We start from the raw sequence: 21,481 nt of genomic DNA, 5'->3' as shown, positions 1-21,481 counted from the left end.
CCAGAGGATCGCCCATGGCTAAACCTAATTATTCCTTCGCCAAACGTCAGAGAGACTTGGCCAAGGAGCAGAAGAAAGAGGAAAAGCTTCAGCGCAAGAAAGCTACAGCTGAAGAAGAAGCCGCCGCACTGAACCCGGAAACAGACGGTGAAGTGGCCGCAGAAAATGATGTAGAAGCACCGAAAGATCAGGCGCCCGACGCCTGAGACCCTCAGGGCCCGATGATCTGATCAGGCCCACCGGATCTGTGTCCAGTGTAGGAGCGAGCTTGCTCGCGAAGATAACGAAGACAGCGCGTTTTTCCAGACAGGACGCGTCATCGTTGACGTCCATCGCGAGCGAGCTCGCTCCTACAGCTCCAATGGCATCACGGTGACGCGGACTTCCGGGTCGTGATTGCCGCCTCCCAGAATCACCCCCCGCAACGGCGAGACATCAGAAAAATCCCTGCCCCAGGCCAGGGTGATGTGTTCGAGTGCCGGTTGCACATTGTTGGTGGGATCGAAATCCACCCAGCCCAGCACCGGGCAAAACACTGAAACCCAGGCGTGCGACGCATCGGCGCCGATCAATCGCGGCTGACCTGGTGGCGGCTGAGTCAGCAGGTAACCGCTGATGTAACGAGCCGCCAGCCCACGGGAGCGCACACACGCGAGCAGCAGGTGGGCGAAGTCCTGGCACACCCCGCGCCGACGCTCCAGCACTTCCACCAGTGGCGTTGCCACTTGGGTCGCTTCAGCGTCGAAGGTGAACTCGCTGAAGATTCTCTCCATCAGGGCCTGAACGCCGAGCAACAGCGGACGGCCCACGGGGAAACAACTTTCCGAGAACTCGACGAAGTTGCGCTTCAAATGCACATAGGGCGATTCGAACCGGAAACGGCAAGCTTCCAACAATTCGGGCGTAAGCGGCTGATTGCTGTAGGTCAGCGCATTGCGGGTTTCTTCCCACGCGGGGGATTGATTAAAGTCCAAGGTTGGCCGAGCCAGCACCTCGACGGTGAGCCGGGCGTTGACCAACAATTCATCGTGCGGCCGCTCGAAGGCCAGTCGGGTCAGCGGGTTACCGAACACGTCCAGCTCATCCCGGCGCGATGTCGGGTCCGGGCTTATCTGCAATTGCTGCTCGGTGCAGCGCTGCCAGGCACACGATCGCGGCCACAGGTGCGCCAATTGCTGAGCGAGGGACACCGGGCTGTCATAGTGATAATGGGTGTCGTGGAAAATCTGGTAACGGGTGCTCATCAGACGGACACCGTGCGCTGGCTGACATCATCGACATGGGCGAAATGGCGCAACGCCAGACGATCCGACACTTGCCCGCTGGCATCGGCGATCTCCTGCAGCAGATCGGCCAGACCATCGATGGCGGCGCGAACGCTGGCTTCGCCGAACAGCGAATTCTCCAGGCATCCCAGATCGAACCGCGCCAGACGCTCAACCAATTGCGGCAGAGCGGCTTCGCGCGGTGCGCCAAAATCATCGTTTAAACGTTTAACGGTCCGGGTCACCAGTTTCAGCTGGAACAACACCGCGTGCGGGTTCTGCTCATCGAGCAGCAACAGATCCAGCACCGGAATCAATTGCGCCACGGCCAGATACCGCGAGCGGTAGGTGATGCTGCTGTTGCCAAGTTCCAGCAACCATTCCAGTCCGGCCTGATCGAAGGCACCACTGCCGCGCAGAAACGCCGCGAGGCTGCCGCTGAAAAATTGCAGGCGCTCGATTCGTCGGCCGATCATCAGGAAGCGCCAGCCTTCGTCCCGGGTCATGTCGTCAAGGGCGAAACCGGACAGCGCCGCCAGCGACATTACCAAACGGTTGAGAAAATCCAGTAACTCGCCAAAATCCGGTTCTTCGGTTTCCAGTTCGATAGCTTCTCGCTGCAATTCCACCAGCGCCTGCCAGTTTTCCCGCGAGAGCTTGCCGCGCACCTGCGAAGCGGCCCACTGCAATCGCTGCAGGTTGGAGCGCAGGCTGAACGGCCAGTCATCACCGAGCAGCGCCGCCAGTAACCGTTCAGGCAATTCACCTTCATCGGGCAATAACATCAGCCGTTCACCCAGATCGACTGCTGCCTCCAGAGCTTGTGGGTCATCGCCATCGACATAGCGCGCCAGCATGATCCGCAGCAACCGCGCGCTGTCATCGCAGCGCTCGCAGTAACGGCCAAACCAGAACAGGTTTTCCACCACCCGCGACGGCAGATACGGATCGCGTCGCACCAGGTCGTGCACGCCGATAGCGCGCTGGGCTTTCCACTGCTCGCCGCTGGGCGGACGATCTCCCAACACCCAGGTGTCCTTGCTCGCGCCGCCGCGCTGCATCGACACCACTTCAGCGTCGGCCTCGGCGGCAACCCGGGTCAAACCACCAGGGAGAACCCGATAGCCGTCGCGACTGGCCACCGCATACACGCGCATGCCAATGGCACGGGGTTGCAGTTGACCATCCTCGGCTTGCCAGATCGGCGCCTGAGACAACTGAGCCAGTTCTTGCGCCACATAAGCGTAAGGTCGCGCCCGCATGCGCTCGGCGAGGGTCTGGCGCTGTTTGTCACTCAAATCCCGGCCAAACACCGGAGCAAAGCTCTGCGACGGAAACGCCGGTTTGATCAGCAACTCCGGCAGCTTTTCCAACGCTTGGGCCAGCACTGGCGCTTCGCCGCACCACCACGTAGCGATGGAGGGCAGGATCAGCTCTTCGCCGAACAGGAACTGATTGATCTTCGGCAGGAAACCGAGCAGTCCCGGCGATTCCAGTACGCCGCTGCCGAGTGCGTTGGCCACCAGCACTCTTCCCTGTCGCACGGCTTCGAGCAGACCCGGCACACCCAGCGCAGAATCCGTACGCAGTTCCAGCGGGTCACAGAAATCATCGTCGAGCCGCCGCATGATTGCGTGAACCCGGCGCAGGCCGCTCAACGTTTTCAGGTAGACCGTGGCATCGCGCACCGTGAGGTCGCCGCCCTCCACCAATGGGTAACCGAGCTGTCGCGCCAAATACAAATGTTCGAAATAGCTTTCGTTGAAACGCCCCGGCGTCAGCAGCACTACCAATGGCACTTCATTGTCGCTGGGTGCCTGACGGGCCAGGGTCTCCTGAAGCGTGCGGAAAAAACCCGCCAGATGCTGCACCTTCAAATCCCGATACAGCTCGGGAAAGGCCCGGGACACGATGGTGCGGTTTTCCAGCGCGTAACCGGCGCCGGACGGTGCCTGCGTCCTGTCCGCCGTCACCCACCAGCGCCCGTCGGGCGAGCGCGCCAGATCCACGGCAAACAGATGCAGGAAGGCCCCGTCGGGCGGCGTGATGCCCTGACATGGCCAGAGGAAGTTGTTGTGACCGAAGACCAGTTCAGCCGGCAGCAGGCCTTCAGCGATCAACCGTTGCGGGCCGTACAGATCCGCCAGCACGGCATTCAACAGACGCGCCCGCTGAGCGATCCCGGCTGACAGCTGCGCCCACTCATCCGCCGCGATCACATGCGGCAGCAAGTCCAGTTCCCATGGCCGATCAGCCCCCTTGGGGTCGGCGTAGACGTTATAGGTCACGCCGTTTTCCTGGATCTGCCGGGTCAACAGCGCCTGACGCTGCACCAACTGCGCTGGCGTGCTGCGTTGCAACTGGTCGAACAGTCGACGCCAGTGCGGGCGCACGGCGCCGCTGTCGTCGAGCAGTTCGTGATAAGGGCCCGCCGTCAGCGGGTAGCGGTCTAGCAGGTCAGGCATGGAAAGCTCGGCAGACAGCAAAGAACGGTCAGACTAACGCAGGCTCATGACGCCCGGATAGACGAAAAATCCGAGCGTCGCGTACGGTTTAGTAACGTCGCAAATCGAGAGTCGACGGCAGCTCGTCGTTGATTTCCAGAATCGGTATAGGAAGTTTCCCAGGGCTGTGTCCGATGCGGAAGAAACGCGCCATTCGCCGGCTCTCAGCCTCATTGGCATTCACCGGCAAACTGTCGTAGTTGCGCCCGCCCGGATGAGCGACGTGGTACTGACACCCTCCCAGCGAACGCTGCATCCAGGTATCAAGCAAATCAAACACCAGCGGCGCATGGACCGGGATGGTCGGTTGCAGGCAGTTCGCCGGTTGCCAGGCGCGGAAACGCACGCCGGCCACGAATTCGCCAACCCGTCCGGTGGACTGCAAAGGCACCGGAACGCCGTTGCACGTCAGCAAATAACGCTGCGGCGACAGGCCGGTGAGTTTGACCTGTAGACGTTCCAGAGACGAATCCACATACCGCACCGTACCGCCAACCGCGCCCTCCTCGCCCAGCACATGCCACGGCTCCAGCGCCTGACGCACTTCCAGCTCGATGCCGCTGACCGCGTAATCGCCAACCTTGGGAAAACGGAACTCCAGGTGCGCCGCAAACCACTCGGCCCGCACCGGATAACCCGAAGCGTTGAGATCCACGATGACGTCGGCGAAATCCTGCTCGATAAAATGCGGCAACAGGAACCGGTCGTGCAATTGTGTACCCCAGCGCGCCAGTTTCGGCGGCGCATAAGGCTCGCGCCAGAATCGCGCGACCAGCGCTCGCAGCAACAACTGCTGGACCAGGCTCATGCGCGCATGCGGTGGCATTTCAAATGCACGCAACTCGAGCAAGCCAAGGCGCCCCGTCGCGCCGTCCGGTGAATACAGCTTGTCGATGCAGAACTCGGCACGGTGGGTGTTGCCCGTCACGTCGATCAGCAGATTACGCAACAGTCGATCCACCCGCCACGGTGCGCACTCTTCGCCCGGTTCCGGCATTTGGGCAAAGGCGATCTCCAGCTCGTACAGCGAATCATTGCGCGCCTCGTCCACACGCGGCGCCTGGGACGTCGGGCCGATGAACAATCCGGAAAACAGGTAGGACAAGGACGGATGGTTATGCCAGTAACTGATCAGGCTGCGCAGCAAATCGGGGCGGCGCAGAAAGGGTGAGTCAGCCGGTGTCGCGCCACCCAGTACGAAATGGTTACCGCCACCGGTGCCGGTGTGTCGACCATCGATCATGAATTTCTCGGTGGTCAGTCGCGTCTGGCGCGCCTCTTCGTACAGAAACTCGGTGCGTTCGACCAGTTCGTCCCACGTGGCGGACGGCTGCACGTTGACTTCGATCACGCCCGGGTCCGGAGTGATGCGGAAGTTGCTCAGGCGCGGATCGCTCGGCGGCTCATAGCCTTCCAGCAACACCGGGCAATGCAACTCCTGCGCCGTGGCTTCGATCGCTGTGACCAGTTCAAGATAGTCTTCGACTCGCTCCAACGGTGGCATGAACAGATACAAACGCCCTTCCCGCGCCTCGGCGCAGAACGCGGTGCGGGTCAGCCAGTCGGCGGATTCGTCGACCTCCAGATCCCGCTCGACCGTTTCTGCCGCTGCTCCAGGACTGTTCAATGCAAGGGTGTCTGGAAGTGCCGGGAATTCCTGGTTGGGGTCGTTGGGGTAGATGAACGGATACTCGGCAGCTTTCACCCAAGGCTGCGACCCCAGTGGCAAGCGATACCCCAGCGGCGAATCCCCCGGCACCAATCGGCAGTGATCGTCACGCAGGTACCAGCGACCGCTCTGCCATTGATCCCCCTTGGCGGTGCGCGCCAGCGGCAGGACCTGGCCGATCACTTTATCCAGCCCCTGACTGAAGACTTTGCGCAGGCGCGCACGCTCCAGCGGCTCATCCAGGCGTGAGTCTTCGGCGCTGACGTTCTGCGGCAATGTGCCTTCGCGCCAGAGGTAATAGAAATTGTCTTCGTAGGCCGGAAACACAAAACGTGTCGGAATTTTTAGGCGTTCGGCGACACTCGCCACAAAGCGCCCGGCCAACTCGCCATCGGCGCCGTAGTCTTCTTGCTCATCGGCAATCAGCGCGCTGTTGTGCCAGATCGGTACGCCATCCCGCCGCCAGTAGCAATTGAGCGACCAGCGTGGCAGTTGTTCGCCGGGGTACCACTTGCCTTGACCGAAATGCACCAGGCCCTTGGGCGCGTAACGTTTGCGCATGCGCTGGAACAGTTCGGCGGACAGACGACGCTTGTCCGGCCCGAGCGCGGCGGTGTTCCACTCGGCGCCGTCCGGATCGTCGATGGAGACGAAGGTCGGCTCCCCGCCCATGGTCAGGCGGACGTCGCCTTCCAGCAGGTCGGCATCGATCTGCCGGCCCAGCGCCTGGATCGCCAGCCATTGATCTTCGGTGTAAGGCTTGGTGACTCGCGGCGCCTCCCAAATCCGCTCCACGGACATTACGTGGGTGAATTCGCACTCGCACGGTTCCACCAGGCCACTGATCGGTGCCGCAGAGCCCGGATCGGGACTACACGCCAACGGAATGTGTCCTTCACCGGCGAACAGCCCCGACGTCGCGTCCAGGCCGATCCAGCCCGCACCGGGCAAATAAACCTCGCACCAGGCGTGTAGGTCCGTGAAGTCCACTTCGGTGCCAGAAGGTCCGTCGAGACTTTTAACGTCGGCAGTCAGTTGAATCAGATAACCGGAGACGAAACGCGCCGCCAGCCCAAGGTTGCGCAGCAGTTGCACCAGCAGCCACGCGGAATCGCGGCAGGAACCGGAGGCATGTTCAAGGGTATGTTCGGGGGTCTGCACGCCCGGTTCCATGCGGATCAGATAGCCAATGTCTTCGCTCAGGCGCTGATTGAGCGCCACCAGAAAATCCACGCTCGGCAGTGGCGTGCGGTCGATGCCGGCCAGATAGGCCTTGAACTTCGGCGTCAGGGGCAAGGTTTCCAGGTACGGCGCCAGCTCCTTGCGCTCGTCCGCCGCGTAGGCGAAAGGGATCTTTTCCGCGTAAGGCTCAAGGAAGAAGTCGAACGGATTGAACACCGCCATCTCTGCCAGCAGATCAACCTCGATCCGCAGTTCGTCGGTTTTCTCCGGGAACACCAACCGCGCCAGGTAATTGCCTTGGGGGTCTTGCTGCCAGTTGATGAAATGCTGCTCGGGCGAGACTTTCAGCGCGTAAGACAGTATCCGCGTGCGACTGTGGGCGGCCGGGCGCAGGCGAACGATCTGAGGCCCGAGCTCGACGGCGCGGTCGTAGCGGTAATGCGTGACGTGGTGCAATGCGACATGTATCGACACGGCGTGCCTCCTGCGAGCCTTAAGCGTATTAGAAAGCGCGCAAGACTTATGCCATCCCGTGGCGCTCACGCTTTCATCGTTTGCTTAGGGCAGTACAGCACCAAATCCGGGCGATGCGGGAATTTGGTTTGAGGGAGTTGCACGGATTTGTGGCATTCAGTTGAATAGTCGCCGCCATTACCGGCCTCTTCGCGAGCAAGCCCCCGGCTTTCTTTGGTTCAGAAACGCAAAACGCCAACCCGAGGGTTGGCGTTCTGTTCAGTTCAAGCCAGGCTTAGCGCGGCACGACCGGCTTGCGCGCCGGCTTTGGCCCTTTGCCTTTGGCTGCATCCTTGCGCTCCTTGGCCGCCTGCTGGTTGCGGGCGAATGCCGCTGCCTTGGCCTGCTCGCGCTTGTCCCAAGGATTACCGCCATCGCTGGCGCGCGGTGGCAGGCCGGTGTGCTGGGTCAGGATCTTGGTGGTTTTCTCACCGGCCACTTTGTGGCTACCGGCGGGTGTCGAATTCTTGCGACGGGCGCTCTGATAGCTGTCGGTCGCCGGCTGATGAAGCGGGATCAACTGACTCTTGCCCGGCCCGATCAGGTCGGCGCGGCCCATGCGCGTCAACGCTTCGCGCAGCATCGGCCAGCCTTTCGGGTCGTGATAGCGCAAGAATGCCTTGTGCAGACGACGCTGCTCTTCGCTCTTGACGATGGTCACGCCGTCGCTCTTGTAAGTGACTTTGCGCAGCGGGTTCTTGCCCGAGTGGTACATCGCCGTGGCGGTGGCCATCGGCGACGGGTAGAACGCCTGAACCTGGTCGGCGCGGAAACCGTTGGCCTTGAGCCAGAGGGCCAGGTTCATCATGTCTTCGTCGGTGGTGCCCGGGTGGGCAGCGATGAAGTACGGAATCAGGTACTGCTCTTTCCCGGCTTCCTTGGTGTACTTCTCGAACATGCGCTTGAACTTGTCATAGCTGCCGATGCCCGGTTTCATCATCTGGTTGAGCGGACCTTCCTCGGTGTGTTCCGGGGCGATCTTCAGGTAACCGCCGACGTGGTGGGTCACCAGTTCCTTGACGTATTCCGGTGACTCGACCGCGAGGTCGTAGCGAAGACCGGAAGCGATCAGGATTTTCTTCACCCCCGGCAACGCACGGGCGCTGCGATACAGCTGGATCAGCGACGAGTGGTCAGTGTTCAGGTTGGGGCAAATGCCAGGGAACACGCACGACGGCTTGCGGCAGGCGGATTCGATTTCCGGGCTCTTGCAGGCGATACGGTACATGTTCGCGGTCGGGCCGCCGAGGTCGGAGATGACACCGGTGAAGCCTGGGACCTTGTCGCGAATCTCTTCGATCTCGCGAATGATCGACTCTTCGGACCGGTTCTGGATGATCCGCCCTTCGTGCTCGGTAATCGAGCAGAAGGTGCAGCCGCCAAAGCAGCCACGCATGATGTTCACCGAGAAACGGATCATGTCGTAGGCCGGGATTTTTTCCTTGCCGTACGCCGGGTGCGGGACACGTGCGTAAGGCATGCCGAACACGTAGTCCATTTCTTCGGTGGTCATCGGAATCGGCGGCGGGTTGAACCAGACATCGACTTCGCCGTGCTTCTGCACCAACGCGCGGGCGTTGCCGGGGTTGGTTTCCAGGTGCAGCACGCGGTTGGCGTGAGCGTAAAGCACCGCGTCGCCACGAACTTTTTCAACCGACGGCAGACGAATGACGGTCTTGTCGCGGGTCATCCGTGGGCTGGCCAGAATCTGCACGACCTTGGCTTCGCTCGGGTCTTCAACGGGACCTTTTTCCTGCTCGATCGCGCAGGCCTGAGTGTCCTGAGTGTTGACGTACGGGTTGATGATCTTGTCGACCTTGCCCGGACGATCGATACGCGTGGAATCGACTTCATACCAGTCTTTCGGCGTATCACGACGGATGAACGCGGTGCCACGCACATCGGTGATGTCTTCGATCTTTTGACCGTAGGACAGACGCTGGGCGACTTCGACGATCGCACGCTCGGCGTTGCCGTAGAGCAGGATGTCGGCGCAGGCGTCGATCAGGATCGAGTTGCGCACCCGGTCCTGCCAGTAATCGTAATGGGCGATGCGGCGCAGGGAAGCTTCGATGCCACCAAGCACGATCGGCACATTTTTGTAGGCTTCCTTACAGCGCTGGCTATAGACCAAACTCGCGCGGTCCGGACGTTTGCCCGCCAGGCCACCGGGGGTGTAGGCGTCGTCCGAACGGATTTTCTTGTCGGCGGTGTAGCGGTTGATCATCGAATCCATGTTGCCGGCCGCGACGCCGAAGAACAGGTTCGGCTCGCCGAGCTTCATGAAGTCGTCTTTGGACTGCCAGTTCGGCTGGGCAATGATCCCGACGCGGAAGCCCTGAGCCTCCAGCAGCCGGCCGATGATCGCCATGCCGAACGACGGATGGTCAACGTAGGCATCACCGGTGACGATGATGATGTCGCAGGAATCCCAGCCAAGCTGATCCATCTCCTCCCTGCTCATCGGCAGGAATGGCGCCGGGCCGAAACATTCGGCCCAGTACTTGGGATAGTCAAATAACGGCTTGGCTGTTTGCATGACGGTGACCGGTGTTGAGATGAAAAATCGCGGGCGCGGAATATAGCACAAAAAATGACCAATTCCGACGACCATGGTCGGAAATTACGGACGCTGTTTGGCGCAAAGCTCCTGAAAACATGCAACCCCCTGTGGCGAGGGAGCTTGCTCCCGCTGGGCTGCGAAGCGGCCCCAAAAACTGCGACCGATATTTTTCAGATAGACCGCTGTTTCTGGGTTTGCGATTGCTGCGCAGTCGAGCGGGAGCAAGCTCCCTCGCCACAAAATCCCTGCATAGCTTACTCGTCGTCGAAGTTGTAACTACCCGGCGCCAGGTTTTCGAAACGGGTGTACTTGCCGATGAACGCCAGTCGCGACGTACCGATCGGACCGTTCCGCTGCTTGCCGATAATGATCTCGGCGATGCCCTTGTGCTCGGTTTCCGGGTGATAAACCTCATCCCGGTACACGAACATGATGACGTCGGCGTCCTGCTCGATCGCTCCGGATTCCCGGAGGTCGGAGTTGATCGGCCGTTTGTTCGGTCGTTGCTCCAGGGAGCGGTTGAGCTGGGACAACGCCACCACCGGGCAGTTGAATTCCTTGGCCAGGGCCTTCAAGGAACGGGAGATCTCGGAAATCTCGTTGGTCCGGTTGTCACCACCGGAACCCGGAATCTGCATCAATTGCAGGTAGTCGATCATGATCAAGGCGACGTCGCCGTGTTCACGCACCAGACGCCGGGTCCGCGCGCGCATTTCCGAAGGGCTGATGCCCGCCGTATCGTCGATGAACAACTTGCGATCGTTCAGCAGGTTGACCGCCGACGTCAGGCGCGGCCAATCGTCGTCATCCAGGCGGCCGGCACGGACCTTGGTCTGGTCAATACGACCCAGGGACGACAACATACGCATGATCAGCGATTCACCTGGCATCTCGAGCGAGTACACCAGCACGCACTTGTCGCTGCGCAACACGGCGTTTTCCACCAGGTTCATCGCAAAGGTGGTTTTACCCATGGACGGACGGCCGGCGACGATTATCAGGTCGGCTGGCTGCAAGCCACTGGTCTTCTCGTCGAGGTCGGTGTAACCGGTCGACAAGCCAGTGATGGCGTTGTCGGTGTTGAACAAGGTGTCGATGCGGTCAATAGCCTTGGTCAGCAGGTCATTCACGCTCACCGGGCCGCCGGTTTTAGGCCGGGCCTCGGCGATCTGGAAGATCTGCCGTTCGGCTTCGTCGAGAATCTCTTCAGCGGTGCGGCCTTCCGGGTTGAAGGCGCTGTCGGCAATCTCGGTAGCGATGCCGATCAACTGCCGCAGCGTCGCCCGTGCGCGGACAATCTGCGCATAGGCCTTGATGTTGGCGACGGACGGCGTGTTTTTCGCCAGCTCACCGAGGTAACCAAGGCCACCGACCTGCGACGTCTGACCTTCCTTGTCCAATTGCTCGGCAAGGGTCACGACGTCGATCGGGGAGTTCTGCTCGGCGAGCTTGGCAATCGCGCGGAAGATCAGGCGGTGGTCATGCCGATAAAAATCGCCGTCGGAGACTTGATCGAGCACACGTTCCCAGGCGTTGTTGTCCAGCATCAAACCACCGAGCACGGCCTGTTCGGCCTCGATGGAATGCGGAGGGACCTTCAGGGAAGCGGTTTGCAGATCATATTGCTCGGGAGCGGAGATATCGTTCATGGCCACTTGGTTTATTTAGGAAAAGCAGGGGGTTCAGAAAGACAAAGGGCACGACCTGTAAACAGGATCGTGCCCGATGTTACCGACAAGCACCCAAGGGTGCCAGCCGACAAGTGCTGCTTAAGCTGCTACCACGACAACGCGTACGGTGGCTTCAACTTCGGCGTGCAGGTGCACGGCTACGTCGAATTCGCCTACGTTGCGGATGGTGCCGTTCGGCAGACGAACTTCGCTTTTTGCAACTTCGACGCCAGAGGCGGTCAGTGCATCAGCGATGTCGTGAGTACCGATCGAACCGAACAGCTTGCCTTCGTCACCAGCGGTGGCAGTGATAGTCACTTCCAGCTCAGCCAGTTGGGCGGCACGGCTTTCAGCCGAAGTTTTACGGTCTGCTGCGGCTTTTTCCAGCTCAGCGCGACGCTCTTCGAACGCAGCCAGGTTGGCAGCGGTCGCAGCGGTAGCTTTGCCGTAAGGCAGCAGGTAGTTACGACCGTAACCAGCCTTAACGTTCACTTTGTCACCCAGGTTGCCCAGGTTGGTGACTTTTTCCAGAAGGATCAGTTGCATGTGAAAATCCTCTTAACTTTTAACCTTCACCGTTCGCGCTATCGACGTCTTTCGGCGCCGAACGACCGCGAAAATCAATCAGGCTGTCGACGATGGCCAAGACCACCAGCAACGGATAGATCAGCTGCATGAACAGCAACAACGTGACGTACAACCCCACCAGCCAGAACCTGGCCAGTCGCTTTTGCGCCACCAGCCCATGAATCAGGGCCAGCCCGGCGAACACCAGCGGTACACTGCACAACGGCGTCAACATGGCCATCTGCGGGCCGATGTTCGGCCCCAGAAGCATGAACGCCAGCAGTAACATCGCCAGCCCCAGCGGGAAGCGGATGGCGCGAAACTCGCGACCAAAACCACCCGGGTTGTACAACAACGCCTGCCAGTAGCGCCCGACAATCAGGCTCAGCACACTGACGATTTGCAACAAAGCCGCAATCAGGCCGGTCAGGACCGGTGCAATCAGAGACGCAAAATGCGCTTGCTCATCTACCGACAACTTCTGGTAGACATCACCGAGGAGCGACGGCATGACTTTTATCAAAGCCTGCGCCAGCATCTCGATTTGGGGAGCAAAAACCGTCCCCAGCACCACTGAAAACACCACTCCCATCGCTATGCTGACCAGCAGCACGCGGTTCCAGGACTCGCTTGCGCGCAAAACCAACGCAAGGCTCCAAGACCCCAGCAACACCAGAAGTGAGCGTGGGTCATCGGCGTAAAGCCACCAGATCAATGCCGGCAGCAATCCCAGAGCAAGAACGCTCGACGCGTCCTTCAATCCGCGCCGCAGGAGCACAAAGCATCCCGCGGCAGCACCCAACCAATACAACAACGGCAATGCCGCGCATCCAGCCACTACGAGAGTGGCCTGCATACGGCCTCGCATGATGAACTCAGCTATGGCGCGCATGCATTCAATCCTTTGCTACGAGTCGACTGCCCGGTCTCAGCGGCCGTGGCTGTCGGTGTAGGCCAGCAGGGCCAGGAAGCGGGCGCGCTTGATAGCGGTGGCCAGCTGACGCTGATAACGTGCTTTGGTACCGGTGATGCGGCTTGGAACGATTTTGCCGGTCTCGGATACGTATGCTTTCAGAGTGTTGAGATCTTTGTAATCGATCTCTTTCACGTCTTCAGCGGTGAAGCGGCAGAATTTACGACGACGGAAGAAACGTGCCATTTGATAGGCTCCTTAAAAGGTCCGTGGATTACTCGTCAGCGTTATCGCTGTTGTCGCTGTCATCACTATCAGCGCTTTCAGCGCCTTCGTGCTCAGGACGGTCGCGACGCTCACGGCGCTCACTGCGGTTTTCTTCAGCCTTGAGCATCTCGGATTGGCCGGTAACGGCTTCTTCGCGACGGATGACCAGGTTACGGATCACTGCATCGTTGTAGCGGAAGTTGTCTTCCAGCTCGGCCAGGGCCTTGCCAGTGCACTCAACGTTCAGCATCACGTAGTGAGCCTTGTGAACATTGTTGATTGCGTAGGCCAGTTGACGACGGCCCCAATCTTCCAGACGGTGGATTTTGCCGCCGTCTTCTTCGATCAGCTTGGTGTAACGCTCAACCATGCCGCCGACTTGCTCGCTTTGATCCGGGTGGACCAAAAAGATGATTTCGTAATGACGCATGAATGCTCCTTACGGGTTGTAGCCTGCCGCTCAAAAGCGGTCAGACAAGGAGTGAATGACACTTATGGACTTGCTTGCGATAGACACATGCGTGCCTGCCGTCACAGCAAGGGGCGCAATTGTAGAGAAGGGACGGAAGAGGCGCAAGGCAATTGGTGATTATTTGAACAGTTCGTTCATCCACAAATTTTCGCCCCGCCACAAACCACTGTGGGAGCGAGCTTGCTCGCGATGAGGGCGCAACATTCAACACTGATGCTGAATGTTACTCCGCTATCGCGAGCAAGCTCGCTCCCACAGGGATTACAACCAACTTAAGACTTTTTAGCGGCCCCGGCGGCTTTGACGCTGCGCTGGCGCTGAGCCTCGAACAGACAAACGCCCGTCGCAACGGACACGTTGAGACTGCTGACGCTGCCGGTCATCGGCAGGTGCACCAGGTAGTCGCAAAGATCGCGAGTCAAACGACGCATGCCGCTGCCCTCCGCACCCATGATCAGGATGGTCGGGCCGGTCATGTCTTGCTGATACAGACTTTGCTCAGCCTCGCCCGCCGTACCGACGACCCACAAGCCGCGCTGCTTGAGTTTTTCCAAAGTGCGCGCCAGGTTAGTCACGGCGACCAACGGAATCACTTCCGCCGCGCCACAAGCGACTTTTCGTACCGTCGGGGTCAGCGTGGCGGACTTGTCTTTCGGCACGATCACCGCCAGCGCACCGGCCGCATCGGCCGAGCGCAGGCAGGCACCAAGGTTGTGCGGATCGGTCACGCCGTCGAGCACCAGCAGCAGCGGTGCACCTTCGGTGCGATCGAGCAGTTCGTCGAGCATTGCTTCGCCCCAGACCTGGCTCGGACTCACATCCGCCACCACGCCCTGGTGCACGCCTTCAACCCAGGCATCCAGCTCGCGACGCTCGGCATTGCCGACGGCCACGCGGTTTTCGGCAGCCAGCTCGATCAGCGTTTGAACGCGCGGATCACTGCGACCTTCCGCCAGCCAGATCTGCTTGACGCGTTTCGGGTGGTGACGCAGCAATGCTTCTACCGCATGCACGCCGTAGATTTTCTCCAACTGACTCATGACTTGGCCTTAGGTTTACGCGCCCCGCCGCTTTTGGCTGGAGCGGAACCCGCTTTTGGCGGGCCTTTACGGTGCTTGCTCGGTTTGCTGCCGGGAGCCTTGTCAGGCGCCGACCGTCCGGTCTTTCCCCCAGACGCCGCTTTACCACCGCTTTTCGCTTCAGACAGCAACGCCTGCTTCAGTTCACGGCTTTTGCGCAGCTCGGCATTTTTTGCCGCGGCATCGCTCGGGCGATAAGCTTCGACAGCCTTTTCCTTGGCAGGACGACGACCGGTTTTCGCCGGTGCCGGTTCTGCGGCGGTTTTAGCAGCCGATTTGGCGGCCGGCTCAGCTTTTTCAGTTCCACGCTTCTTGCGACCGATCGGCGCGCTGATGGTTTTTTCAGCCATCTCGAAGTCGATCTTGCGCTCATCGAGGTCGACGCGCATCACGCGCACTTCCACGGTGTCGCCAAGTCGGAAGCTGCGACCGGTACGCTCACCGGCCAAGCGGTGATGCACAGGATCGAAGTGGTAGTAATCGCCCGGCAGCGCCGTGACGTGCACCAGGCCTTCGACGTAGATGTCGGTCAGCTCGACGAACAGGCCGAAACCGGTCACGGCTGTGATCACACCCGGGAACGACTCGCCCACGCGATCTTTCATGAACTCGCATTTGAGCCAGTTCACTACGTCGCGGGTCGCTTCGTCGGCACGGCGCTCGCTCATCGAGCACTGCTCGCCGAGCTGCTCCAGGGCCGCTTCGTCGTAAGGATAGATGCGCGCCTTCGGAATGGTCATCGCGCCAGCACGGCGAACGTGCGGGGTGTCCATTTTCGAGTGGATGACGCTGCGGATCGCCCGGTGCGTGAGCAAGTCCGGGTAGCGGCGGATCGGTGAGGTGAAGTGGGTATAGGCTTCGTAATTCAGGCCGAAGTGGCCCTGGTTATCAGCGCTGTACACCGCCTGGCTCAGCGAGCGCAGCATGACAGTCTGGATCAGATGAAAATCCGGACGGTCCTTGATGCTTGCCAGCAAAGCCTGGTAATCCTTCGGCGACGGGCCGTCCTTGCCTTTGTGCAGGGACAGGCCGAGCTCGCCGAGGAAGGCGCGCAGCTTTTCCAGACGCTCCGGCGGCGGACCATCGTGAACGCGATACAACGCTGGGATTTCGTGTTTCTTCAGGAATTCCGCCGTGGCTACGTTGGCCGCCAGCATGCATTCCTCGATCAGCTTGTGCGCATCGTTACGCACGGTCGGACGGATTTCGGCAATCTTGCGCTCGGTCCCGAAGATGATTCGGGTTTCCTGCGTTTCGAAATCGATCGCGCCACGCACGTGACGAGCGGCCAACAGCACTTTGTACAGTGCGTAAAGCTGCTTGAGGTGCGGCAGAACGTCGTTGTACTCGCCGCGAAGCTGACGCGCCTCGGTGAGTTTCGGCGTCTCCAGCATCGAGCTGACCTTGTTGTAGGTCAGACGGGCATGGGAGTGGATCACCGCTTCGTAGAAGCAGTAATCGGTCATCTCGCCGGATTTGGAGATAGTCATTTCGCAGACCATCGCCAGGCGATCGACGTGCGGGTTCAGCGAGCACAGGCCGTTGGACAGCTGCTCAGGCAGCATCGGCACCACGCGCTCCGGGAAGTAAACGGAGTTGCCGCGAACCTGGGATTCGTTGTCCAGCGCCGAGCCGATCTTCACGTAGCTGGAGACGTCGGCAATCGCCACGTACAACTTCCAGCCGCCGGAGAACAGGCGCAGTTTGCCCGGTTTGGCTTCGCAGTAGACCGCGTCATCAAAGTCGCGCGCATCTTCACCGTCGATGGTGACGAACGGCAGATGACGCAGGTCAATGCGCTTCTCTTTGTCTTTTTCTTCAACTTCCGGCTTGAGTTTGGCGGCTTCTTTCAGCACGGCCTCAGGCCAGACGTGCGGGATATCGTAAGTGCGCAGGGCGATATCGATTTCCATGCCCGGCGCCATGTAGTTACCCACGACTTCGACCACGTCGCCTTGCGGCTGGAAGCGTGGCGTCGGCCAGTGAGTAATCTTCACTTCGACGAACTGACCGATCTTCGCGTTGGCATTGCGACCCGGCGTGACCAGCACTTCCTGCTGGATTTTCGGATTGTCCGCGACGACAAAGCCGATGCCGCCCTCTTCGAAGTAACGGCCGACGATGGTTTCGTGAGCGCGGGAGACCACTTCGACGATCATGCCTTCACGGCGACCGCGACGGTCAAGACCGGAAACACGGGCCAGGGCTCGGTCGCCATCGAACACCAGTCGCATTTGCGCAGGGCTCATGAACAAATCGTCACTGCCGTCATCCGGGACCAGGAAGCCGAAGCCGTCACGGTGACCGCTGATGCGGCCCAGGATCAAGTCAAGCTTGTCCACCGGCGCATACGTGCCGCGACGCGTGTAAATAAGCTGCGCATCGCGCTCCATGGCGCGCAGGCGGCGGCGCAGGGCTTCGATCTGGTCCTCTGTGGTCAGACCAAACTCTTCGACCAGTTGCTCGCGGTTAGCAGGCGAACCCCGATCAGCAAGGTGCTGAAGGATCAGTTCGCGGCTAGGAATAGGGTTTTCGTATTTTTCCGCTTCACGAGCGGCCTCGGGATCGAGGGACTGCCAATCGGCCATTAGAGAGTTTTCACCTTGTCTATATGCGGGTTAGTTTGGCATAGGCTTAATGAAACGGGAAATTTCAGGCTGTGAGAGCCCATCTAAAGCCCTTTATCGACACCGCAAAGCTTACTTGAATGCCACTGGTAATATTTTTCAGGTTTTTTTAATGCCAGGGGTTTACAGTTAAAAACACGCTCCGTATAGTGCGCGCCATCGACGACGGAGACGTTGCCGATATTGCCCAGATGGTGAAATTGGTAGACACGCCAGCTTCAGGTGCTGGTGACCGCAAGGTCGTGGAAGTTCGAGTCTTCTTCTGGGCACCAATTTCGAGCTTGAGATTAGAACAATTTCAAGGCTCACACAAAACCCGCGAAAGCGGGTTTTTTGCATTCCAGCATCTGATTTATTAAAACCAAATCAGGGGTTTACAGATCAAAACGCTCTCCGTATAGTGCGCCACATCAACGGCGGAAACGCTGAAGATAATGCCCAGATGGTGAAATTGGTAGACACGCCAGCTTCAGGTGCTGGTGACCGCAAGGTCGTGGAAGTTCGAGTCTTCTTCTGGGCACCAATTCAAATTCAAGGTCACGATCTTGAATTTCACAGAAACCCGCGAAAGCGGGTTTTTGCGTTTCTGGCCTTTAAAAAATCTCCAGTCAAGCGCAATCCCTGTGGGAGCGGGCTTGCTCGCGAAAGCGGTGTCTCAGCTACATCAATGTTGACTGACTCTCCCTCTTCGCGAGCAAGCCCGCTCCCACATTAGACCGCGATACTCCAGATGGAATGCGTTCGAATGTGGGAGCGGGCTTGCTCGTGAAGAGGCCGACCCAAACAACCCATCAAGCCCTGAACTGCCCCAGGCTCGCCTTCAACTGCGCCGCCAACCCGTCCAGCACCTTGCCGCTCGCCGTGGTCTCTACCACCGCCTGAGCCGCTTTCTCAGCCTGCGCATGAATGGTCTCAACCCGACCCCGCACCGCCTGCGCGCCCTGAGCCTGATGCGCTGCTGCCTGCGTCGCCAGACCAATTGCCGCATGCACCTGTTCGACCGACACCTGCACGGATTGCTGCAACCGCGCACTGTCACGCAATACCAGTAGACCTTCGTTGGCCTGACGCCCGGCCTGACCAATCGCTGCCACCGCCTCACGCGCCCCTTGTTGCAAGGCCACGATGTGCGCCTGAATGTCGCCTGTGGAACTCTGGGTCTTGCTCGCCAGCGCGCGCACTTCGTCCGCTACCACGGCAAAGCCACGACCCGTTTCACCGGCACGCGCCGCTTCGATGGCAGCGTTCAACGCCAGCAGGTTGGTCTGCTCGGCGATCCCGTGAATCACGGTCAACACCACTTCAATCTGCTCACTCTGCTGCGCCAGCCGCTCGATGACTTTCGCACCCGTATCGACCTGCCCGGCCAGCGCTTCGATCAGGCTGCCGACTTTCGCCGAGGTCCGAGTGTTTTCATCGGTGGCCGAACGAATGTCCACCACCTGCTGCAAGGCCGCCTGCATCGCATGACTTTCAGACTGCGCCTCATCAGCCATTTGCGACAACGCACGCAGGCTCTCGGCAACCTCGTCACGCTGCATGCCCGCTGCCGCATCAGCGCCGGCGTTACGCAGGGTCATGGCGCCGATTTCAACGCCCGTGCGCTGAGCCACATCACCCGCTTCACGCACGATCGGTTGCAACTTATCCACAAAGCGATTGACCGCCGAGGCCATGTCGCCAATTTCATCCTTGCTGTTGATTTGCACGCGCTTGGTCAAATCACCCTCGCCTGCCGCCAGGTCGTCCATCGCGGCAATCAGCATCTTCAAGCGGTTGACCACACGACGACCCAAGACCACGGCCAGCAACAGCAACACGCCGCAACCCACCAAGGCCAGGCCCATGCCAATGCGCCAGCGCAAGGTCGCCGCGGCTTCCTGCACGGTGCTGGTGGTATTGGCTTTCATTTCAGAAGCGGTGGACTGAGCGGACGTCAGGCGTGCGCGCATTGCGGTGGCGCTGTCAGCTGCCGCGCCTTTGAGGCTGTCGCCGACCAGTTGATCACTGCTGGCGATCAGCGCTGTGAAGCGCTTGTCCAGCGCCGCCAGATCGGTTTCCACAGAAGCGGTGGAGACGCCCATCAAGACCTTGCCGATTTCCACACCGTTAGGGTTGATGGACGCCTCGAGGTAGTAAACCGACGGATCATTCTTCGCCGCATCCAGCACTTTATCCAGCGCGCGCTCGCCCTGGCCTTTCTCCAGAAGCGCCTTGTTGATCGGGTTTTCGCGGTTGAGGTAGCGCGTCAGGTGCTGACCCGTCGCGTCGTCATAGACCACGAACAGTACATTGGGATTGCGCTGGGCCCGACGGGCGAATTCAGAGAGGGTTGGCACGTCGCTGTCCCACATGGCACGGGGCGCCACCGAGGCCAAGAGCTGCGCCATATCATTGGCGGAATCCTTCAGGTCCTTTTCCAGCGTGGCACGCAGCTGCGCCTGCTCGTCCTCCAGACGCGAGGACAAACCGGCCGTGAGGCGCTGACGCGTGCTGGTGGAGAGATTATCCAGGCTCGAGGTGACTTCACGTCCCGCCTGTTCCAGCTCGCCAGAGAGTTTTTGACTGTCCGCACCCAGGCGCACACCCAAATCGGCTTCCAGTGCTGTCACTGTGCTCCGAGTCAGGGCAACAGCCACCAGCACCTGCACCAAAAGGGCGATACCAAGGGTAACGAACACAGGCCGTAGAAGACGGCTTTGTAACAATGAGAGAACTGCCGACACTTGATATCCCTCTGCTTTGACGCCATTAAATTGATGGCACGCCAGAAGCGATGCACCTGAATGAAGATCACAGCAAAGGTCATGCCGTCCAACAGGCATATACGACAAAGGGCCCGATTAAGGGCCCTTTGTGTTTTACATCAACGAGTTATTAAGCGAACGGGTGACGCAAAACGATGGTCTCGTTGCGGTCCGGGCCCGTCGAAATAATGTCGATCGGCGCGCCAACCAACTCTTCGACGCGCTTGATGTAATTGCGAGCGGCTTGCGGCAGCTCTTCCAGGGTCTTGGCGCCGACGGTGGATTCGGTCCAGCCTGGCATCTCTTCGTACACTGGCTCGAGGCCGATGTAGCTGTCGGCGTCAGTCGGTGCGTCGATCACTGCACCATCCTGGTTCTTGTAGCCAACACAGATGTTGATGGTTTCCAGACCGTCCAGCACGTCCAGCTTGGTCAGGCACAGGCCCGAAATGCTGTTGACGTCGATAGCGCGACGCAGGATGACAGCGTCAAACCAGCCGCAACGACGGGCACGGCCGGTGGTCGCACCGAACTCGTGGCCACGCTTGGCCAGGAACGCGCCAACGTCGTCGAACAGCTCAGTCGGGAATGGACCCGAACCGACGCGGGTGGTGTAGGCCTTGGTGATGCCCAGAATGTAATCCAGGTACATCGGACCAAAACCCGAACCGGTGGCGATGCCGCCCGCGGTGGTGTTGGAGCTGGTGACATACGGGTAAGTACCGTGGTCGATGTCCAGAAGGGAGCCCTGAGCGCCTTCGAACATGATGTCTTTGCCAGCGCGACGCAGTTCGTGCAGCTCAGCGGTGACGTCGAGCATCATCGGCTTCAACAGCTCGGCGTATTCCATGCACTCGTCCAGAGTCTTCTGGAAGTCGATCGCCGGCTCTTTGTAGTAATTGACCAGGACGAAGTTGTGATAATCCAGCAACTCGCCCAGCTTGGCGGCGAAACGCTCACGGTGGAACAGGTCACCGATGCGCAGGCCACGACGTGCAACCTTGTCTTCGTAAGCCGGGCCGATGCCGCGACCGGTGGTACCGATCTTCAGCTCGCCACGGGCCTTTTCACGCGCCTGGTCCAGCGCTACGTGGTAGGACAGGATCAGCGGGCAGGACGGGCTGATACGCAGGCGCTCACGCACCGGTACGCCTTTCTCTTCCAGCTTGATGATTTCCCGCAGCAGTGCGTCGGGTGCAACCACCACGCCGTTGCCGATCAGGCACTGCACGCCTTCGCGCAGCACGCCCGACGGGATCAGGTGCAAGACGGTTTTCTCGCCATCGATCACCAGGGTGTGACCCGCGTTGTGGCCACCCTGGTAGCGCACTACGGCGGCAGCATGTTCGGTCAGCAGATCAACGATCTTGCCTTTGCCCTCATCACCCCATTGGGTGCCCAGGACTACGACATTCTTACCCATAACACTTGTCCTCATTCGCG

General features: G+C 59.9%; 14 protein-coding genes and 2 tRNA genes. 3 read left to right on the top strand and 13 right to left on the bottom strand.

What is annotated here, in order from left to right; all coding sequences use genetic code 11:
- Nucleotides 1-14 precede the first annotated feature (14 nt).
- A complete protein-coding gene (locus ACYZT9_RS03465; RefSeq protein WP_462008580.1) occupies nt 15-206 on the top strand; it encodes a hypothetical protein in 192 nt (63 codons plus the stop codon).
- Between the two features lie 144 nt (nt 207-350).
- Here ACYZT9_RS03465 and ACYZT9_RS03460 read toward each other — a convergent pair whose 3' ends face one another.
- The 11 genes from ACYZT9_RS03460 to rnr form a co-directional block, all read right to left on the bottom strand.
- Nucleotides 351-1,244, bottom strand: a complete 894-nt coding sequence (locus ACYZT9_RS03460) for a transglutaminase family protein (protein WP_462008579.1) — start codon at nt 1,242-1,244, stop codon at nt 351-353.
- Complete coding sequence (locus ACYZT9_RS03455) at nt 1,244-3,730, bottom strand: circularly permuted type 2 ATP-grasp protein (RefSeq protein ID WP_462008578.1); 2,487 nt, start codon at nt 3,728-3,730, stop codon at nt 1,244-1,246. Before ACYZT9_RS03455 ends, ACYZT9_RS03460 begins: the two co-directional genes overlap by 1 nt.
- Nucleotides 3,731-3,818: 88 nt before the next feature.
- Nucleotides 3,819-7,094: a transglutaminase family protein gene (locus ACYZT9_RS03450; RefSeq protein WP_462008577.1), complete on the bottom strand. Its 3,276-nt coding sequence runs from the start codon at nt 7,092-7,094 to the stop codon at nt 3,819-3,821.
- 274 nt (nt 7,095-7,368) lie between these two features.
- Nucleotides 7,369-9,672, bottom strand: a complete 2,304-nt coding sequence (locus ACYZT9_RS03445; protein WP_462008576.1) for a YgiQ family radical SAM protein — start codon at nt 9,670-9,672, stop codon at nt 7,369-7,371.
- Between the two features lie 278 nt (nt 9,673-9,950).
- Entirely contained in the window at nt 9,951-11,345 is a 1,395-nt protein-coding gene (dnaB, locus tag ACYZT9_RS03440) for a replicative DNA helicase (protein ID WP_462008575.1), read from the bottom strand.
- A 120-nt stretch (nt 11,346-11,465) separates the two neighbouring features.
- Nucleotides 11,466-11,912, bottom strand: coding sequence for a 50S ribosomal protein L9 (rplI, locus tag ACYZT9_RS03435; RefSeq protein WP_003197251.1), 447 nt, complete (start codon nt 11,910-11,912; stop codon nt 11,466-11,468).
- Nucleotides 11,913-11,931: 19 nt separating this feature from the next.
- Nucleotides 11,932-12,825, bottom strand: a complete 894-nt coding sequence (locus tag ACYZT9_RS03430) for a hypothetical protein (RefSeq protein WP_462008574.1) — start codon at nt 12,823-12,825, stop codon at nt 11,932-11,934.
- Between the two features lie 36 nt (nt 12,826-12,861).
- On the bottom strand, nt 12,862-13,092 hold the full coding sequence (gene rpsR / locus ACYZT9_RS03425) for a 30S ribosomal protein S18 (protein WP_002551829.1): 231 nt from the start codon (nt 13,090-13,092) through the stop codon (nt 12,862-12,864).
- Between the two features lie 28 nt (nt 13,093-13,120).
- Nucleotides 13,121-13,543, bottom strand: coding sequence for a 30S ribosomal protein S6 (rpsF, locus tag ACYZT9_RS03420; protein ID WP_003217491.1), 423 nt, complete (start codon nt 13,541-13,543; stop codon nt 13,121-13,123).
- A gap of 314 nt (nt 13,544-13,857) precedes the next feature.
- Nucleotides 13,858-14,625, bottom strand: coding sequence for a 23S rRNA (guanosine(2251)-2'-O)-methyltransferase RlmB (gene rlmB, locus ACYZT9_RS03415; RefSeq protein WP_462008573.1), 768 nt, complete (start codon nt 14,623-14,625; stop codon nt 13,858-13,860).
- Nucleotides 14,622-17,252 (bottom strand): ribonuclease R, encoded by a 2,631-nt coding sequence (gene rnr, locus ACYZT9_RS03410; protein ID WP_462008572.1) that lies wholly within the window; start codon nt 17,250-17,252, stop codon nt 14,622-14,624. The genes rlmB and rnr overlap by 4 nt, the downstream gene beginning before the upstream one ends.
- A 224-nt stretch (nt 17,253-17,476) precedes the next feature.
- Here rnr and ACYZT9_RS03405 point away from each other — a divergent pair.
- Together ACYZT9_RS03405 and ACYZT9_RS03400 are read left to right on the top strand one after the other, a co-directional pair.
- Nucleotides 17,477-17,563 (top strand) — tRNA-Leu (locus ACYZT9_RS03405).
- A gap of 164 nt (nt 17,564-17,727) precedes the next feature.
- A tRNA-Leu gene (locus ACYZT9_RS03400) sits at nt 17,728-17,814 on the top strand.
- A 268-nt stretch (nt 17,815-18,082) separates the two neighbouring features.
- On the opposite strand, the gene ACYZT9_RS03395 is transcribed toward ACYZT9_RS03400, so the two are convergent.
- Together ACYZT9_RS03395 and ACYZT9_RS03390 are read right to left on the bottom strand one after the other, a co-directional pair.
- Nucleotides 18,083-20,017: a methyl-accepting chemotaxis protein gene (locus tag ACYZT9_RS03395; RefSeq protein WP_462008571.1), complete on the bottom strand. Its 1,935-nt coding sequence runs from the start codon at nt 20,015-20,017 to the stop codon at nt 18,083-18,085.
- Nucleotides 20,018-20,168: 151 nt separating this feature from the next.
- Nucleotides 20,169-21,461: an adenylosuccinate synthase gene (locus ACYZT9_RS03390; protein ID WP_010464193.1), complete on the bottom strand. Its 1,293-nt coding sequence runs from the start codon at nt 21,459-21,461 to the stop codon at nt 20,169-20,171.
- Between the last annotated feature and the right edge of the window lie 20 nt (nt 21,462-21,481).

It is taken from the genome of Pseudomonas sp. ZT5P21, from assembly GCF_054897785.1.
The sequence above is the reverse complement of the archived record's forward strand: the minus strand, read 5'-3'. Positions and strand labels throughout refer to the sequence as shown.

What these genes read in the sequence shown, in the direction of transcription:
- ACYZT9_RS03465 (WP_462008580.1), top strand. Translation starts at nt 15, where the DNA reads ATGGCTAAACCTAATTATTCCTTCGCCAAACGTCAGAGAGACTTGGCC.
- ACYZT9_RS03460 (WP_462008579.1), bottom strand. Translation starts at nt 1,244, where the DNA reads ATGAGCACCCGTTACCAGATTTTCCACGACACCCATTATCACTATGAC.
- ACYZT9_RS03455 (WP_462008578.1), bottom strand. Translation starts at nt 3,730, where the DNA reads ATGCCTGACCTGCTAGACCGCTACCCGCTGACGGCGGGCCCTTATCAC.
- ACYZT9_RS03445 (WP_462008576.1), bottom strand. Translation starts at nt 9,672, where the DNA reads ATGCAAACAGCCAAGCCGTTATTTGACTATCCCAAGTACTGGGCCGAA.
- dnaB (WP_462008575.1), bottom strand. Translation starts at nt 11,345, where the DNA reads ATGAACGATATCTCCGCTCCCGAGCAATATGATCTGCAAACCGCTTCC.
- rplI (WP_003197251.1), bottom strand. Translation starts at nt 11,912, where the DNA reads ATGCAACTGATCCTTCTGGAAAAAGTCACCAACCTGGGCAACCTGGGT.
- ACYZT9_RS03430 (WP_462008574.1), bottom strand. Translation starts at nt 12,825, where the DNA reads ATGCGCGCCATAGCTGAGTTCATCATGCGAGGCCGTATGCAGGCCACT.
- rpsR (WP_002551829.1), bottom strand. Translation starts at nt 13,092, where the DNA reads ATGGCACGTTTCTTCCGTCGTCGTAAATTCTGCCGCTTCACCGCTGAA.
- rpsF (WP_003217491.1), bottom strand. Translation starts at nt 13,543, where the DNA reads ATGCGTCATTACGAAATCATCTTTTTGGTCCACCCGGATCAAAGCGAG.
- rlmB (WP_462008573.1), bottom strand. Translation starts at nt 14,625, where the DNA reads ATGAGTCAGTTGGAGAAAATCTACGGCGTGCATGCGGTAGAAGCATTG.
- rnr (WP_462008572.1), bottom strand. Translation starts at nt 17,252, where the DNA reads ATGGCCGATTGGCAGTCCCTCGATCCCGAGGCCGCTCGTGAAGCGGAA.
- ACYZT9_RS03390 (WP_010464193.1), bottom strand. Translation starts at nt 21,461, where the DNA reads ATGGGTAAGAATGTCGTAGTCCTGGGCACCCAATGGGGTGATGAGGGC.